General features: G+C 67.5%; 17 protein-coding genes. 1 reads left to right on the top strand and 16 read right to left on the bottom strand.

Annotated features, from left to right (window positions below; genetic code table 11):
- Nucleotides 1-53: 53 nt before the first annotated feature.
- The 16 genes from flhB to NV401_RS07125 form a co-directional block, all read right to left on the bottom strand.
- Nucleotides 54-1,184, bottom strand: a complete 1,131-nt coding sequence (flhB, locus tag NV401_RS07200) for a flagellar type III secretion system protein FlhB (protein ID WP_261293724.1) — start codon at nucleotides 1,182-1,184, stop codon at nucleotides 54-56.
- Nucleotides 1,184-1,963 carry a flagellar biosynthetic protein FliR gene (fliR, locus tag NV401_RS07195; protein WP_261293723.1) on the bottom strand — a complete coding sequence of 260 codons (780 nt, stop codon included), beginning with the start codon at nucleotides 1,961-1,963 and terminating at the stop codon, nucleotides 1,184-1,186. The genes flhB and fliR overlap by 1 nt, the downstream gene beginning before the upstream one ends.
- 127 nt (nucleotides 1,964-2,090) lie before the next feature.
- Nucleotides 2,091-2,360, bottom strand: coding sequence for a flagellar biosynthesis protein FliQ (fliQ, locus tag NV401_RS07190; protein ID WP_261293722.1), 270 nt, complete (start codon nucleotides 2,358-2,360; stop codon nucleotides 2,091-2,093).
- A gap of 5 nt (nucleotides 2,361-2,365) precedes the next feature.
- On the bottom strand, nucleotides 2,366-3,262 hold the full coding sequence (gene fliP / locus NV401_RS07185) for a flagellar type III secretion system pore protein FliP (RefSeq protein ID WP_261293721.1): 897 nt from the start codon (nucleotides 3,260-3,262) through the stop codon (nucleotides 2,366-2,368).
- Nucleotides 3,259-3,516 carry a flagellar biosynthetic protein FliO gene (locus tag NV401_RS07180; RefSeq protein WP_261293720.1) on the bottom strand — a complete coding sequence of 86 codons (258 nt, stop codon included), beginning with the start codon at nucleotides 3,514-3,516 and terminating at the stop codon, nucleotides 3,259-3,261. The genes fliP and NV401_RS07180 overlap by 4 nt, the downstream gene beginning before the upstream one ends.
- Nucleotides 3,517-3,522: 6 nt before the next feature.
- The gene (fliN, locus tag NV401_RS07175) at nucleotides 3,523-3,813 is read right to left on the bottom strand and encodes a flagellar motor switch protein FliN (RefSeq protein WP_261293719.1); all 291 of its coding nucleotides are present in this window, start codon (nucleotides 3,811-3,813) and stop codon (nucleotides 3,523-3,525) included.
- Complete coding sequence (locus tag NV401_RS07170; protein WP_261293718.1) at nucleotides 3,810-4,754, bottom strand: flagellar motor switch protein FliM; 945 nt, start codon at nucleotides 4,752-4,754, stop codon at nucleotides 3,810-3,812. The genes fliN and NV401_RS07170 overlap by 4 nt, the downstream gene beginning before the upstream one ends.
- Before the next feature lie 6 nt (nucleotides 4,755-4,760).
- Complete coding sequence (locus tag NV401_RS07165) at nucleotides 4,761-5,369, bottom strand: flagellar basal body-associated FliL family protein (protein WP_261293717.1); 609 nt, start codon at nucleotides 5,367-5,369, stop codon at nucleotides 4,761-4,763.
- A gap of 15 nt (nucleotides 5,370-5,384) precedes the next feature.
- Nucleotides 5,385-6,698, bottom strand: a complete 1,314-nt coding sequence (gene fliK / locus NV401_RS07160; RefSeq protein ID WP_261293716.1) for a flagellar hook-length control protein FliK — start codon at nucleotides 6,696-6,698, stop codon at nucleotides 5,385-5,387.
- 36 nt (nucleotides 6,699-6,734) lie between these two features.
- The gene (locus tag NV401_RS07155; protein ID WP_315369063.1) at nucleotides 6,735-7,157 is read right to left on the bottom strand and encodes a hypothetical protein; all 423 of its coding nucleotides are present in this window, start codon (nucleotides 7,155-7,157) and stop codon (nucleotides 6,735-6,737) included.
- Nucleotides 7,157-8,485: a FliI/YscN family ATPase gene (locus NV401_RS07150; RefSeq protein ID WP_261293715.1), complete on the bottom strand. Its 1,329-nt coding sequence runs from the start codon at nucleotides 8,483-8,485 to the stop codon at nucleotides 7,157-7,159. Before NV401_RS07150 ends, NV401_RS07155 begins: the two co-directional genes overlap by 1 nt.
- A 13-nt stretch (nucleotides 8,486-8,498) precedes the next feature.
- A complete protein-coding gene (locus NV401_RS07145) occupies nucleotides 8,499-9,233 on the bottom strand; it encodes a FliH/SctL family protein (RefSeq protein WP_261293714.1) in 735 nt (244 codons plus the stop codon).
- Nucleotides 9,226-10,233 carry a flagellar motor switch protein FliG gene (gene fliG, locus NV401_RS07140; protein ID WP_261293713.1) on the bottom strand — a complete coding sequence of 336 codons (1,008 nt, stop codon included), beginning with the start codon at nucleotides 10,231-10,233 and terminating at the stop codon, nucleotides 9,226-9,228. The genes NV401_RS07145 and fliG overlap by 8 nt, the downstream gene beginning before the upstream one ends.
- Complete coding sequence (fliF, locus tag NV401_RS07135; protein WP_261293712.1) at nucleotides 10,230-11,873, bottom strand: flagellar basal-body MS-ring/collar protein FliF; 1,644 nt, start codon at nucleotides 11,871-11,873, stop codon at nucleotides 10,230-10,232. The genes fliG and fliF overlap by 4 nt, the downstream gene beginning before the upstream one ends.
- A gap of 1 nt (nucleotide 11,874) precedes the next feature.
- Nucleotides 11,875-12,231, bottom strand: coding sequence for a flagellar hook-basal body complex protein FliE (gene fliE, locus NV401_RS07130; protein ID WP_261293711.1), 357 nt, complete (start codon nucleotides 12,229-12,231; stop codon nucleotides 11,875-11,877).
- Complete coding sequence (locus NV401_RS07125; RefSeq protein WP_261293710.1) at nucleotides 12,228-13,511, bottom strand: sigma-54 interaction domain-containing protein; 1,284 nt, start codon at nucleotides 13,509-13,511, stop codon at nucleotides 12,228-12,230. Before NV401_RS07125 ends, fliE begins: the two co-directional genes overlap by 4 nt.
- Nucleotides 13,512-13,745: 234 nt before the next feature.
- Between NV401_RS07125 and NV401_RS07120 the strand changes: the two genes are divergently transcribed.
- A complete protein-coding gene (locus tag NV401_RS07120) occupies nucleotides 13,746-14,810 on the top strand; it encodes a flagellin N-terminal helical domain-containing protein (protein ID WP_261293709.1) in 1,065 nt (354 codons plus the stop codon).
- Nucleotides 14,811-14,862 lie beyond the last annotated feature (52 nt).

Below are 14,862 nucleotides of genomic sequence, written 5' to 3'. Positions count from 1 at the left end.
GGCGTGTCGTTCCTTGAGCTCGTCCTGTTAGATCGGCCGAAGCCGGCATTTGTTTAGGAAAGTTTCACCCCATTCTCGTCGAACCGCGCGCTGGGCGGCACGGCGACCGCGGGCGCGGTGCCGCCGGCGGCGACGTTGATGCCGAACACGAAGGCGAGGATCGTCGCGATCGCCAGATACAGGTCGTCGCGCACCTCCTGCCCTTCCTTGCTGGTGTAATAGACTGCGCGCGCGATCGCGGGATATTCCATCACCGGCACCTGGTGCTCGGCGGCGATCTCGCGGATCGCCAGCGCCAGCACGCCGCGGCCCTTGGCCACCACCACCGGCACCTGATCCTTGCCGCGATCATAGCGCAGGGCGACCGCGAAATGCGTCGGGTTGGTGAGGATCACATGTGCTTCGGCCACGGCCTGGCGCATCCCGCGCTTGGCCGCGCGGTGCTGCGCCTGGCGGATCGCGTTCTTGGCCTCGGGCGAACCTTCGCTTTCCTTGTGTTCGTCCTTCACCGCCTGCTTGGTCATGCGGAGTTTGCCGAGCAGCCGGATCAGCTGCACCGGCACGTCGATCCCGGCGATGATCAGCAGCCCCCCGGCCATCGCGAACAGCACGCCCATCAGCGTGCCGCCGAGCGCGCCGGTCGCGCTTTCGACGTCGGAGGAGACCAGCCCGATCGTCATGTGCGAGACCGACATCAGCATATAGGTGCCGATCGAGCCGAGCAGCACGACCTTGAGCAGCGACTTGCCGAGTTCGATCCAGCCTTGCGGCCCGAAGATGCGCTTGAGCCCGGAGGCGGGATTGATGCGATTGAATTTGGGCGTGAGCAATTTGCCGTTGAAGCCGAGCGAGCCCAGCCCGGCCTTGCTCAGGATCGCGGCGAGCATCGTGATGACGAACAGCGCCAGCATCGGCGTGGCGAGCTTCCAGCCGGACGCGAGCAAGGGTCGGAACGGCTCGAAATCCTCGACATCGCCGCGGCCGAATTCGAAGCTCGACGTCATCACCGCCTTGCACGCGCCCATCAGCGACGGTCCGAAAAAGGCCAGCCAGCCGCAGCCGGCGAGGATCACGAGCGCGGTGGCGAATTCCTTCGATTGGAGCACCTCGCCATTCTCGGTCGCTTCGCGTTTGCGCTTTGCGGTTGGTGCTTCTGTCTTATCGCCCCCCATCTCCTCGGACATCAGCCGAGCACCAGGTTCTGCACCGCCGCGAGTCCCTCGCGGACGATGACGAGCAGGTAATCGCCCATCGCCGGGAAGGCGATGGCGAGCGCGATCACGCCGACCGCGAGGCTGGCGGGCAGCCCGACCGCGAACAGGTTGAGCGCCGGCGCCGAGCGCGACAGCATGCCGACGACAAGGTTGAGGCACAGCAGCAGGAAGCCGACCGGCAGCGCAAGCAACAGTCCGGCAAGGAAGGTGTAGCCGCCGAACAGGGCGATGCCCTTCAGCTGCGCCGCGGTCATCCAGGCAGCGCCGACCGGCAGCACGTCATAGCTTTTCACCACCATCTCGACGAGCACGAGATGCCCGCCGACCGACAGGAACAGCAAGGTCAGCATGATCGAGAAGAACTGGCCGAGCGCCGGGGAGGACCGCCCGTTCTGCGGGTCGATCGCATTGGCGAAACCGATCCCCATCGAGATGCCGATCACTTCGCTCGCCAGCATCGGTGCGGCAAAGGCGATCTGCAGGATGAAGCCCATGGCGAGGCCGACCAGCGCTTCGGCGGCGATCGCGAGGAAGGTGGCAAAGGCGAATACGTTGGCGGGCGGGGTCACGCTATGCGTGGCGAGCACCAGCACGCCGATCGCACCCGACAGCGTGATGCGCACCATCACCGGCACCGAGACGGCGCCGAACACGGGCGCGGCGATGAAGGCCGCGCCGATGCGGACCATCACGAAGATCAGCGCCCACAGTTGCGGCTCGATCGACAGTCCGAAGCCGAGCGTGCTCAAATCCCCCTCCCGCTTGCGGGAGGGGCTAGGGGAGGGCGTGTCGTAACGGCGACCGGTCCGTGACGGACAGGCCCTCCCCCAGCCCCTCCCGCGAGCGGGAGGGGAGAAGAACGTCGGCGGATCACGACTAGCGCACCAGATCCGGGATCCGCTCGAAGATGCTGATCGTGAAATCGCTCAGCAGCCCCAGGATCAGACTCCCGAAGATCATGATCGAGATCGCCACGACGATCAGCTTGGGCACGAACGACAGCGTCTGCTCGTTGATCGAGGTCGCCGCCTGCACCATGCCGAGGATCAGCCCGGCGAACAGCGCCGGGATCAGGATCGGCGCGGCGGCGAGCGCCAGCACCCACATCGTCTGATTGGCGACGGTCAGGAAATATTCCGCGTCCATGCCGCCTAACTCACGAAACTGTTGGCGAGGCTGCCCATGGTCAGCGCCCAGCCGTCGACCAGCACGAACAGCAGTAGCTTGAACGGCAGCGAGATGATCGTCGGGGATAGCATCATCATCCCGAGCGACATCAGCACAGTCGCGACGACCAGATCGATGACGATGAAGGGCAGGAAGATCAGGAAGCCGATCTGGAACGCGGTCTTGAGCTCGCTCGTCACGAACGACGGCAGCAGCACGGAGAAGGGAATGTCGTTGGCCGACCGGAATTTGCCGGCCTTGGCGATGTCGGCGAACATCGTGATGTCTTTCACGCGCGTCTGCTTGACCATGAAGGCGTGGAGCGGCGTGCCGGCGGTCTTGATCATGTCGGTCGCCTGCATCTGGCCGTTGGAATAGGGCTGGATCGCGGTCGTGTTGATCTGGTTGATCACCGGCGACATGATGAAGAAGGACAGGAACAGCGACAGGCCGATCAGCACCTGGTTGGGCGGCGTCTGCTGCAGCCCGAGCGCTTGGCGCAGGATCGCCAGCACGATGATGATGCGCGTGAAGCTGGTCATCATCAACAGGATGCCCGGCAGCACGCTGAGCAGGCCCATGATGATCAGCACCTGCAGCGACAGGGCCATCGGCTGGCCGACGCTGCCCTGACCGGTGCCGGAAAGCTGGCCGAGTGCGCGATCGATGCCGTCGCCGACCCCGGCGGCGCTCGGCGCGGCGGGCGGCGCCACCACCGGTGCGGCCTGGGCGAACGCCGGGTGCGCGACGATCAGCGCGAAGACGATGCCGAGCGCGACGAACACGGCCTTGCCGAGCCAGCCATACCCGATCTGCTGGCGCGCGCGGGGCGTGCGGATCAGTGCCGGGCCGGTGCCACGGCGCGTGACGACGGTCTTCATTTGCCGTCGATCTTGTCGATCAGCGTGACCCCGCCGCGACCGACCGCGACGAGCAGCTTGCGCCCTTCGAACTCGAGCACCGCCATGCGCAGGCCGGGCGAGATCATCATCGTTTCCTGCACTTTGAGCATGCGGTTGGCAGGTTGGCCCGGCATCCGCGCCTCGAGTTTGCGCCACAGATACAGGCAACCAATCATCAGCCCGCAGACGAGCGGCAGCAGCACGACGAGCTTGAGTATGTACGACCACATCATGTTCGTTCAGACCCGCTTCTCGGGCGTGACCAGCTCGGTCATGCGCACGCCGAAGCGATCGCCGACCGTGACGACTTCGCCGCGGCCGATCAGCGTGCCGTTGACGAACACGTCGAGCAGTTCGTTGGCCTGGCGATCGAGTTCGATCACCGAACTTTCGCCCAGCGCGAGCAATTCGCGCAGGCTCAGCTGAGTCGAGCCGATCTCGACCGTCAGCTTGACGTCGACATCCTGCAGCAGCCGGAAGTTGGCGGCGAGAGACGCATCGACCGGGAAGGCGCCGGACATGTCGGTCATTGATATTCCTCGAGTTCACGGGTGATCGAATTGAGCCGGATCGCGGCCTTGCCGTTGGACGTGCCGACGGTGCCAAGGCCAAGGCAGTCGCCGCCGACCATCACCGGCACTTCCGCGCCGAAGCTGATCGGGATGACGTCGCCCGGCTTGAGGTCCATCAGCACGCTGAGCGCGACCATCGGCTCGGCCAGCACGGAACGGACCGGAAACTTCACCGCCATCACGTTGCGCGTCAGGCCGTTGCGCCATGCCGGATCGGGCGCCGCGGTCTTGGCGTGGACCTTGCCGATCAGCGATGGGGTATGCGGTTTCAGCGCGGCGACCGGATAGACGATGTCGACGAACACCGGCTTGGCCGTGCCCGCGGCGATGCCAAAGCGGGTGACGACCACGGCGTCATCGCCGTCCAGCCCCTGGATCAGTGCGGCATTGGATTCGACATGGCCGGGCACGAAGTCGATCCGGCCGAGCGGCTCCCAGGCGGCGGTCAGCGGTGCGGCGAGCAGCATGCCGAGGCGTGCGACGATCGCCTCGGCGGCGGGCGTGAATTCGGACGGCAGCTGGGGCGGGGTCGCGCCGGTGCCGCCGAAGAACAGATCGAGCAGCTCCATCACGAAGCGCCCGTCGAACACGACGAGCGCCTGGCCCCCGGCCGGTGCCATCTGCAACGGCAGCCAGGCGGTCAGCCCATCGGCGCGTTCGGCGCGGTAATCGGCAAAGCGCTGTACCACCAGCGGCTCGGCAAAGGCGCGGACTTCCTTGCGCAACAACGGCTCGAACACGCCGCGCAGCGCCCGCGCCAGACGCGCGGAGAGATGCTGCAGCGTGTGGAGGTCGCCGAACGGATTGAGATTCTGAACCCCCAGCGTGGCGTGTTCCACCTGCTGTCTGGGACGTTCCCGCCGGTCGGCCGATGCCGTGGTTGAGCTCGCGTTAACCATCGAGGGTCACTGAACAACAAAATTGGTAAAGTAGACGTTACCAACGCCGCCGAATCCTTCCTTTTCCTTAAGCGTCGCGTTGATCGCCTTGGCCAAGCGGACCTGCAATTGCTTCTTCCCCTCGGTGCTGAACACCTGCTCCTCGCTGGTGTCGCCGAGCGCCATCAGGATCGCCGAACGGACCGCGATCTCGTTGGTCTTGATATTGTCGATGACGGTATCGTCATACGGCGTGGAGACGGCGAGGCCGATCTGCACGAAGTGCACGCTGTCCTGCAGGTTGGAGGTGAACTCCTTGTCCATCGCATAGTAATTGGAGGCATATTTGTCGCCGCCCACGCCGGCCGGGGGCGCCGCGCCGGCCTCGCCGCCGCCTTCGCCGCCTTCACCGCCAGCGGAGAAGCGCTTCTGTTCGGCCTTCGGCACGAGCTTCGGGCCCTTGGCCTCGGCCGCGGCATGCCCGCCGTCGCCGCCCGGCATATAGCCGGTCGCATACAGCCCGCCGGCAACGCCGCCGCCGACCAGCAGCAGCGCGACCAGCGCAATCATGATTTTCTTCAAGGCGCCGCCCTTCTTCTTGGTCGGGGCGGCAGCGTCTTCGTTCTTCTCGCTCATCTATCAGTCCTTCGGTCAGGCGATTCGGTTATCGGGTGGCGGGGCCGCAGCGGCGCGCAGAGCGGCGACCGGGGCGGCGGCGAAGGGTGGGGCGGCCGTCTGTTGCTGCGGCTGCTGCCGGGCGTTGCCGGCCTGGCTGTCGACGCTGGTCTGGCCGAGCTTCACGCCGCGTGCCTCGGCGAGATCGGCGAGCCGCGGCTGCGCCTCGCTCAGCAGCCGCGCACTGGCGGCATTCTCGGCGCTGAAATGGACATGCACGCGCTCGCCGTCCTTGCGCACCGATACGTCGACCGCGCCGAGCGCGTCGGGCACCAGGCGGATCCGCGTATCGCCGGCATCGGCATTGTCGCGCAGCACTTCGATATGATCGATCATCCCCTGCAGGCCGCTGTCCCGCCCGAGATCGAGCGCATTCTGCCTGGCGTCGGCAGGCGCGGCGATCACCGGCGTGCGCAAGGCGTCCATCGCCGTGCCGCCGACGGCAAGCGGTGCCCGCGCATCGCTCGGCGCGTCCTCGTCGCGGCGCGGTGCGGCGTGCACGGCGGCGGCGATTGCGGCGGCGAAGACCTGACCGGCGGGCTGGGTGGCGGGCTGCATGGCGGGTTGCGGCATCGCCTGAGGCACGGTCGGTGCCGGCGCGTCCGGGCGGACCGGCAAGTCGGTCTTCGCCGCGTTATTGACGGCAGGCAGGACGATGCCATCGTTAGCCGCATCGCCTTTTGCAGAAGGCGCGCCGTTGCCCGACATTGCCATCTGCGCTGGTTCGGCGACGGCCGGGGCCCAGGTGAGCGAGGTTTCCGAGCCTTCGACGGCGCCGCCCGTCGAGGGCCCCGCCGGTGCCGGAAACGTGGCGGGAAGCGCGAGCGCTTTGTCTCCGGCCAAGGGCACGGTCGCACCGCCTAATCTCGGCAGCGCGAGCGGACATGTTGCCGGGGCGGGCAAGGGCGCGATCACGCCGATCGGCAGCCAGATCGGATCCTTGCGCTCATCGTCGTCGCGCATGGTAGCGGGCAAGGTCTTGCCGTCCCCGGCAATGCCCGGCCGCTTGCCGCGCCACGACGTGCCGCAGGTGCGGGGCGCGGCGACAGCGGCGGTATCCAGCGCATCTTCAGGCGCGGCGACGGCGGCGGTATCCACCGCATGTTCGGGCAATGCAGGCGCATCGTCCGGCTTGCGGCCGGTCAGCAGGCGCACCACGGCCGTCTTGTCCGTCGGCTGCTCCGCAACGGTTTCCAGCGTCGTCCTGAAATCGTCGCCACCGTCGCGCGGTGCCCGTGCAGACGGCCGCGGCGGCGGTGACAGTGAAACGGATGTGGCAGCGTCGATCATGCAGGACCCCCGAGGCGAAACCCGCCCGTCAAGCAATCAGCAAGGATCATGCCGGATCTTCCGCGATGGCGGCGCGGCTTCCAGCGCGCGGATCGCGCGCAGCGCTGCATCGGCTTCGGCACGCGCCAGCAGCTTCTCGATCGCGCTCTGGTCGCGCTTGGCCTCGCGGGTCTTTTCGGCGGCCAACGCCGCGACCTGCTCGGCGGCGCGCATCCGGCCATCGGCGGCCTCGGCGGAGCGCTGCAGCCGTTCGCGCAGATGCGCCGCGGCAATCATCGACAGGCCCTGTCCGATCGACGGGGTCGGTGCGATGTCGTTCGTCAGCTGGGCGATGCGGTTGCGCAGGCTCACTTCCCCGGCGAAACGCTCGTTGGCGCGCGCTTCCTCGGCCCGCACCAGCCCCAGTTGCAGGGTGCGGACCTTGAGAATCCGGTCGAGCTTGTTCTTGGCCAGCGCCATCAGGCGGGCCCGAACACGCCGACCAGCTCGGCAACCGCATCCGGCAACGAGACGAGCTCGTCGGGATCCTGCTTGATATATTCCATCACCGCGCCGTGGCAGGCGATCGCCGCGTCGATCGCCGGATCGGCGCCGGGGCGGTAGGCGCCCATCAGCACGAGATCGCGATTTTCCTCGTACGTCGCGAGATGCCGCCGGAGCACGCGTGCGGCCAGGATATGCGGGCGCTCGGCGATATCGGTCATCACGCGGCTGACCGACGGTCCGAGATCGATCGCCGGATAGACGCCGCGTTCGGCCAATTGGCGCGACAGCACGATATGCCCGTCGAGGATCGAGCGCGCCGAATCGACCACCGGATCGTTGCCGTCGTCGCCATCCGCCAGCACGGTGTAGATCGCGGTGATCGAGCCGCCGCTGGCGACATCGGTGCCGGCGCGTTCGATCAGATTGGGCAGCATGGCGATCGCGCTCGGCGGATAGCCGCGGGCGCTCGCCGGCTCGCCCAGCGCCAGCCCGATCTCGCGCCCGGCATGCGCGACGCGGGTGAGCGAATCCATGATCAACAGCACCTTCTTGCCCTCGGCGCGAAACGCCTCAGCGATCGCGTGCGTGCGCAGCGCGCCGCGGATGCGCAGCACCGGCGAATGGTTGGCCGGCACGGCGACCACCACCGAGCGCTGCCGCGCCGCACCGGCGACCTTGGTTTCGAGAAAGTCGGCGACTTCGCGGCTGCGCTCGCCGATCAGCCCGATGACGATCACATCGGCTTCGGCCGCGCGCACGATCATGCCGAGCAGCACCGATTTGCCGACGCCGGATCCCGCCATGATGCCGATGCGCTGCCCCTGGCCGATCGTCAGCAACCCGTTGATCGCGCGCACGCCGACATCCATCGGTTGCAGCACGCGGCCACGATCGAGCGGCGATTGCAGCTTGCCGGCGATCGGCCAGTGTTTCGCGCCGCGGATCGGCCCCAGCCCGTCGATCGGCTTGCCGGCGCCATCGACGACGCGCCCGAGCATCGCCGCGCCGACTTCCGCCTCGCCGGGAGGACCGAGCGGACGGACCGGCGCCTGCGGCAGCAGCGCGGCAGGGCCGCCAAGATTCATCAGCAAGGTGCGCCCGTTGCGAAACCCGATCACCTCGGCCTCCACGCCCGCTTCCTTCGAGCCGACCTGACACACCGTGCCGACCGGCAGTTGCAACCCGACCGCTTCCATCAGCAGCCCGTCGAACGAGGCGAGCCGGCCGGAGACTTTCGGTTTGGGCGCGAAGCCGGTGGTGGCGAGCGATTCGAGATAATCGTCGGTGAAGCGGTTCAACATGCGATCCTCGCCGTCACGTCGGCACCGCCACGCGCTCGATCGCCTGCGCCAGTTGCTCGAGCCACAATTCCGGCCCGTCCTCGATGATCGTCGAGGCGGATTCGAGCACGAACGCGCCACGCGCAACGCTCGCATCGCCGACCGCGAAGATCGCGCGCGGCAATTTGCCCTCGAGGATCGCGACATCGTCGGGATGGACGCGCAGCATCGCCGATTCGGCGGCGTCGGCGAGCATGTCCGAGGCGGAATCGATCCGAGCCGCCAGCAGGTCGGGCGCCACGCCGATCTCGCCGACCAGCTTGGTCACCAGGAACAGCACCGTCTGGCGCAACTGGCGCGCCATCTTGTCGCGGTCGAGCCGATCGTTCGCGCGCAGTGCTTCGCCCAGCGTGGCGAGCAAGGCGGCATCGCGCTCGATATGTCCGCTGCGCTCGGCCAGCGCCGCAGCGATACCCTCGGCATAGCCGGCGGCATGCGCCGTCGCGACCGGATCGGCAAAGCTCGGCGCCTGCGCGTCGAACGGATCCCAGCCCTCGGTCGGATTGGCGGCAGGATTTTCCGGGGCGAAATGCTTCGGATTGGCGGGTTGCGACGCGAAGCCGACCGGGCCACCGCGTGCCGCGCGCTCGCGCAGATCATAGGCGGCAAACCCGGTTTTGGGCTGATCGAATGCCTGGTGCAGGATCTGCGCCGCGGCATCGTGGCGCGCGGCAAACCCGGGGGCGAACCCGGCGGCGAGGTTAGACATAATCGTCCTCGCTTGCGCCCATCTGGATCGTGCCGTCCTTGGCCAGGCTGCGCGCGGTCTGGATGATCACCTTCTGCGCTTCGAGCACTTCGCTCAGCTTCATCGGGCCGCGTGCTTCCATCTCGTCGCGGATGCCGTCGGCGGCGCGGCTCGACATGCAGCCGAGGAAGCGCGCCCGGACGCTCTCGTCCACGCCCTTCAGCGCGCGCGTGAGGATGTCGCTGTCGATGTTGCGGATCAGCGTGCCGAGATTCTTGTCGTCGAGGTCGAGCAGATTGTCGAACACGAACATCGCTTCCTCGATCGCCTTGGCGACGTCGCGGTCGATCTTGAACAATTTGGGCATCACGCGCTGCTCGGTGGTCTTGCGCCCGCTCGACAGAATCTTGGCGGCGTCGCGCGTGCCGCCGAGCGTCATGCCGGCCGAGGCCTGCGGCGCGGCGCTGCGGTTGGCGAGCATCGCGGTCAGCGTTTCGATCGCCTCGGGCGTGATCGGGCCCAGCTTCGCGATGCGGTGCAGGATATCGGGCTGCACGCCGTCCGGCAGCAGTTCGAGCACCTGCGCGGCAATGACGGGATCGAGATTGGCGATCAGCACCGCAGCGATCTGCGGATGTTCCTTCTCGATCATCGCCGCGATTTCGGGCGCATCGAGCCAATCGAGCAGATCGATCTGGCACGCATCCTCGCTCGGCACGATGCGCGAGAGCACGCTCTGCGCCTTCTCCTGCCCGAGCGCGCGGTGCATCACCGCCTCGATCTGCGGGCGCGGATCGAACGTGATGCCGGTGCGCTCGCGCGCCCGACCGACAAAATCGTCTAGCACATGTTCGACCTCATGCTCGCTGACGTCGGCAACGGCGAACATCGCCTTGCCGAGCTGGCGGACTTCCTCGGGATCCAGCTTCTGCAGGATCGCCGCGGCTTCCTCCTCGCCGACCAGCATCATTAGCACGGCGGCGCGCTCGACCCCGGTATAGCTGCGGACCGGAGCATTCATGACTTGATCATGTCGCGCACGGCGAGCGCGGCGCGCGCCGGATTGTCGCGCGTGAAGCCACGCACCATGCCGATCCGCTCGTCGTAATTCTGCGCGCCGGCGATCTGGTCGATGCCCACCGGCGGCTGGCCGGCGGCGGCGGCGGTGCCGCCCATGTCGCGGCCGAGCGCCAGGCGCGGGCCGGCATCGTCGCGCTTCTTCATCAGCGCCTTGGCCAAGGGGCGTACGCCGAGCAGCAGCACGAGCAGCGCGATGACGATCGCGGTGACGTTGCGCGCGATGATCGGCAGCCAGGCATTGTCATACCAGGCCTGCCCCTGGTCCAGCGCGGCGGCGCCGGCGAACTTGCGGCTGATCACCGTCACCTGATCGCCGCGCGCCTGCGTATAGCCGACCGCGGTCTGCACCAGTTGCGTGATCTGCTGGATCTCCACCGTGCTGCGCGGCTTGGCGGTCTCGATGTCGCGCAGCAGCACGGCGACCGAGAGTTTCTTGACCCCGCCGGGCGCCGCGCGCGTGACCGAGACTTCCTTGCCGAGATCATAGGCGCGGGCGAACTGGTCGCTCTGCTTGACCGCCGGTGCTGCTGCGGTGCCCGGGGCGGGCGGCGTGGCGCCGGGCGCGGCGGGCGCCGCCTGGTTGGGGGCGGTGACGGTGGAGGCGGGCGGCGGGGTGTTGCTCAGCGCGCCGGGAATGCCGCCGGGCTGCGCGGCATCGGCCTGATTGCCGGTCCAATTGCCCTGTTCGGCGCGCAGCGCGCCCTGCTTGTCATAGGATTCGCGCGTCGCCTGCGTCTCGTCGAGATCGACGTCGGCCTGCACCTCGGTGCTGAAATTGCCCGCGCCGACCAGCGGCGTCAGCAGCTGTACGACCTGCGCGCGATATTTCTCTTCGATGCGGCGCTGGTACGCGATGCGCTCGTCGCCCGCCGCGCCGAGGCTGGATTCGCCCGCTGCCTTGGTCAGCAGGCCGCCCATCTGGTCGACGATCGTCACCGCATCGGACTTCAGCCCCGGCACCGAGGAGGCGACGAGGTTGATGATCGAGCCGACCTGCGCGTCGCTCAACGCGCGACCGGGCTGAAGCTTGAGGATCACCGACGCCGAGGGCGCGGCATTGTCGCGGATGAACACCGAGGCTTCGGGCGTGGCGAGATGCACGCGCGCTTCGGCCACCGCGTCGATCTCCTGGATCGACCGCGCGATCTCGGTCTCGCGCGCCTGGCGCAGCCGTTCGCCTTCCACCGCGCGCGACACGCCCATCGGCAGCTGATCGAGAATGGCATAGCCGCCGGGCGTCGCCTTGGGCAGGCCCTGGCCGGCAAGCAGCATCTTGGCCCGCGCATAATCGTCCTCGTCGACGGTCAGCGCGCCGGCATCGTCGATCTTCGAGGCGATATTGCCCTGTTCGAGCGCCTGCGTGACCGAGGCCTTGTCGGCATCGGCGAGGCTGGCGAACAGCACCTTCTGCGGTGCCGTGCTGAACGACATCCAGGCCAGAGCGGCGGCCGCCAGCAGGCCGACCATCAGGATCATCGGCAGGCTGCGGCGCACCGCGGGCTGGGCGAGCAGGCCGCTGACCTGCTGCAGCGGATTGGCGAAGCGTTCGGGCATGCCCGAAGGGATGAGGGCGTTGCTCATATTATACCGGCATGCTCATGATGTCCTTGTAGGCGGACAGGAGTTTGTTGCGGACCTGCAGCGTCGCCTCGAAGCCGACCGAGGCCTGCTGGCGGGCGAGCATCACCTTGGCGATGTCGATCGTCTCGCCGCGCTCGTACGCGGCGGACAGCTCGCCGGCCTGCTGCTGGCCCTGGTTCACGCTTTTCAGCGCATCGTCCATCGTCGCGGCGAAGCTTGGGGGCTTGGCCTCCGTCGCCGGCGCGGCACCGGCGGAGGCGTTGGCGCGCTGCAGCGCCTCGTTGCGTTCGAGGATCTGCGCGCGCAGCGCCATCACCCGATCGACGCCCATCGGCGCCCCGACCCCGCCGATGCTCATGCCCCGATCGCCTGATACTGGCCGGCGCGGACGATCTCATCGCCCTGCTCGCGTGCCTTGGCGAGCCGGTAGCGCAAGGTGCGCTCGGAAATGCCCAGCCGCCGGGCGGTCTCGATGCGGCTGCCGCCGCACGCGGCGAGCGTTTCGCGGATCGCCTGGAATTCGTGCATCTGCACGATATTGCCGAGCGTCTTGGTCGCCTCGGGCTCGTCGTTCGCGGCGATCTGATGCGCGGATGCCGCCGGCCGGTCGAACAGGATATGCTCGGCGGTGATCGTGTCGCCGCCGCAGAACAGCAACGCGCGCTGGATGACGTTTTCGAGCTCGCGGACATTGCCCGGCCAGTCGTGATCGACCAGCGCCGCCACTGCCGCCGCATTCGGCCACGGCACGATCGCACGGGTGCCCGAATGGCGCAGGATCATCGTCGCGACCAGCGCGGGGATATCCTGGCGGCGGTCGCCCAGCGGCTTGGTCGACAGCGGGAAGACCGACAGCCGGTAATAGAGATCGGCGCGGAAGCGACCGGCGGCGACTTCGCCCTGCAGATCGCGGTTGGCGCAGGCGATCACGCGCACGTCGATCTTCTCCGGCGTCGAGGCGCCGATCGGCACCACTTCGCGTTCCTGCAACGCGCGCAGCAACTTGGCCTGCAATTGCAGCGGCAGTTCGGCGATCTCGTCGAGCAGCAAGGTGCCACCATTGGCCGCGCGGAAGAAACCCTCGCCGCCCGATGCCGCGCCGGTGAAGGCGCCCTTCTGGTGGCCGAACAGCAGCGCCTCGAGCATCGTTTCGGGCAAAGCGGCGCAGTTGATCGCGATGAACGGGCCGTCGCGGCGCGTCGACGAGGCGTGGATATGCCGGGCGAGCACTTCCTTGCCGGTGCCGGTCGGGCCGTTGATCAGCACGGTAATATCGGCCGCGGCAACGCGCTCGGCCAGCGTGTAGAGCGCCAGGCTTTCCGGATCGGCGGCGGTCGGCGCATCGGCGCCGGCGACCAGCGCGCGGACGAAGCCGTTGCCGATCGCGGCGTCGGACGGGCCAAAGGCGATCCGTGCCGGGCTGCCGTCGCGCGACGGGGCGACATAGGTGCCGTCCGCACCGACGATCACCGTGCGGGCCGGGGCCGGGGCGGTCTCGCCCTCGGCGACGAGGTAGAGTTCGCCGGGCTGGCGGCCGCGTTCGTCTGCCGATCGGATCGCGAACCCCTGCGCGCGCAGCGATGACACCAAAGCGTATTTTTGGCGTAGGATGGTCGCCGACGGTACGATCGATCGCATAGAATGTCCCCTGGTCTCAGGGCGTGCATGCGGCCGCGATGGTAAACAGCGCGTTAAACATGTTGCCGTTGCCGGCAAATAATTTCCGGATGTTGCAGGCGCATGGAACTTTTTCCTCAGGCGGCGGCAGGAAACCCCTAAAGCTTGGCGCGCGCCGGTCGTTATCCCTGCTGACGGCTCAGCCTTCCGCTAGGGGGCGGCGGGGATCGTCAAGTCAAGACACGGAGATTTGACATGACTGTTATCGGCACCAACATCGGTTCGCTGCGCGCGGCGAACGCTTCCACCTCGGCCAACCAGGCGCTGCAGACCTCGATGGAGCGCCTGTCGACCGGCAAGCGCATCAACTCGTCGAAGGACGACGCCGCCGGCCTCGCCATCGCCTCGTCGATGACCTCGCAGATCAAGGGCATGAACCAGGCCGTCCGCAACGCCAATGACGGCATCAGCCTCGCGCAGACCGCAGAAGGCTCGCTCAGCGAAGTCACCAACATGCTGCAGCGCATCCGCGAGCTCTCGGTCCAGTCGGCATCGGGCACCTATTCGAACGACGACCGTGCGAACCTGCAGGCCGAAGTCACCGAATTGTCGGCGCAGATCACCACCTCGCTTGATAGCGCGAAGTTCAACGGCGTCTCGCTGTTCGATACGACGACCGGTGGCCAGGGCAAGACGACCAAGATTCAGGTCGGCTCGGATGCGGACAACACGGTCGACATCAATATCGGCAATCTCGACGTGTCCAATCTCGGTCCGAAGACGGCCGTCGCCGACCTCAAGCAGACAACTGCTGGCCTGTACACGGTGAAGGCGGGCGACGATTTTGCCGGCAAGAAGCAGTACGAAGTCACGGCCGCCGATGTCACTAACAATGCGGTGATCGCGGCAGCCGGCAGCACCGCGCTCGTCGCCGGCGCGAAGTATGACCTGGCCAAGGACGATAAGGTCTATGTCGCCGCCAATGCGGTTACGAAGACTGGCACCCCTGCCAGCGCCGGCCTGTCGGTCAGCTCGGACACCAATGCAACCGCCACGCTGACGGTGGTCGACGACTTCCTGAAGGACGTCAACACGGTCCGCGCCGGTCTCGGTGCGAGCCAGAACCGTCTCGCTTCGGTGGTCAACAACCTGACCTCGAACGTGACCAACCTGACCGACGCGCGCAGCCGCATCGAGGACGCCGATTTCTCGGCCGAAACGACCAATCTCGCCAAGGCGCAGATCCTGGCCCAGGCATCCACCGCGATGCTCAGCCAGGCCAACCAGAGCCAGCAGAGCGTGCTGTCGCTGCTGCGCTAAGCCAGACCGACCGGCCCCGGCACCGCCCCCCTGAGGGTGCGGGGGCCGAACC

It is taken from the genome of Sphingomonas hylomeconis (assembly GCF_025370105.1).
Lineage (GTDB): Bacteria > Pseudomonadota > Alphaproteobacteria > Sphingomonadales > Sphingomonadaceae > Sphingomonas > Sphingomonas hylomeconis.
Note: the sequence above shows the minus strand (reverse complement) of the source record. Positions and strands in the feature narration are given on the sequence as shown.

What these genes read in the sequence shown, in the direction of transcription:
- NV401_RS07120 (WP_261293709.1), top strand. Translation starts at nt 13,746, where the DNA reads ATGACTGTTATCGGCACCAACATCGGTTCGCTGCGCGCGGCGAACGCT.
- fliQ (WP_261293722.1), bottom strand. Translation starts at nt 2,360, where the DNA reads ATGGACGCGGAATATTTCCTGACCGTCGCCAATCAGACGATGTGGGTG.
- fliG (WP_261293713.1), bottom strand. Translation starts at nt 10,233, where the DNA reads ATGAATGCTCCGGTCCGCAGCTATACCGGGGTCGAGCGCGCCGCCGTG.
- fliP (WP_261293721.1), bottom strand. Translation starts at nt 3,262, where the DNA reads ATGAAGACCGTCGTCACGCGCCGTGGCACCGGCCCGGCACTGATCCGC.
- fliE (WP_261293711.1), bottom strand. Translation starts at nt 12,231, where the DNA reads ATGAGCATCGGCGGGGTCGGGGCGCCGATGGGCGTCGATCGGGTGATG.
- NV401_RS07155 (WP_315369063.1), bottom strand. Translation starts at nt 7,157, where the DNA reads ATGGCGCTGGCCAAGAACAAGCTCGACCGGATTCTCAAGGTCCGCACC.
- fliK (WP_261293716.1), bottom strand. Translation starts at nt 6,698, where the DNA reads ATGATCGACGCTGCCACATCCGTTTCACTGTCACCGCCGCCGCGGCCG.
- NV401_RS07180 (WP_261293720.1), bottom strand. Translation starts at nt 3,516, where the DNA reads ATGATGTGGTCGTACATACTCAAGCTCGTCGTGCTGCTGCCGCTCGTC.
- fliN (WP_261293719.1), bottom strand. Translation starts at nt 3,813, where the DNA reads ATGACCGACATGTCCGGCGCCTTCCCGGTCGATGCGTCTCTCGCCGCC.
- NV401_RS07165 (WP_261293717.1), bottom strand. Translation starts at nt 5,369, where the DNA reads ATGAGCGAGAAGAACGAAGACGCTGCCGCCCCGACCAAGAAGAAGGGC.
- flhB (WP_261293724.1), bottom strand. Translation starts at nt 1,184, where the DNA reads ATGTCCGAGGAGATGGGGGGCGATAAGACAGAAGCACCAACCGCAAAG.
- fliF (WP_261293712.1), bottom strand. Translation starts at nt 11,873, where the DNA reads ATGAGCAACGCCCTCATCCCTTCGGGCATGCCCGAACGCTTCGCCAAT.
- NV401_RS07145 (WP_261293714.1), bottom strand. Translation starts at nt 9,233, where the DNA reads ATGTCTAACCTCGCCGCCGGGTTCGCCCCCGGGTTTGCCGCGCGCCAC.
- NV401_RS07150 (WP_261293715.1), bottom strand. Translation starts at nt 8,485, where the DNA reads ATGTTGAACCGCTTCACCGACGATTATCTCGAATCGCTCGCCACCACC.
- NV401_RS07125 (WP_261293710.1), bottom strand. Translation starts at nt 13,511, where the DNA reads ATGCGATCGATCGTACCGTCGGCGACCATCCTACGCCAAAAATACGCT.
- NV401_RS07170 (WP_261293718.1), bottom strand. Translation starts at nt 4,754, where the DNA reads ATGGTTAACGCGAGCTCAACCACGGCATCGGCCGACCGGCGGGAACGT.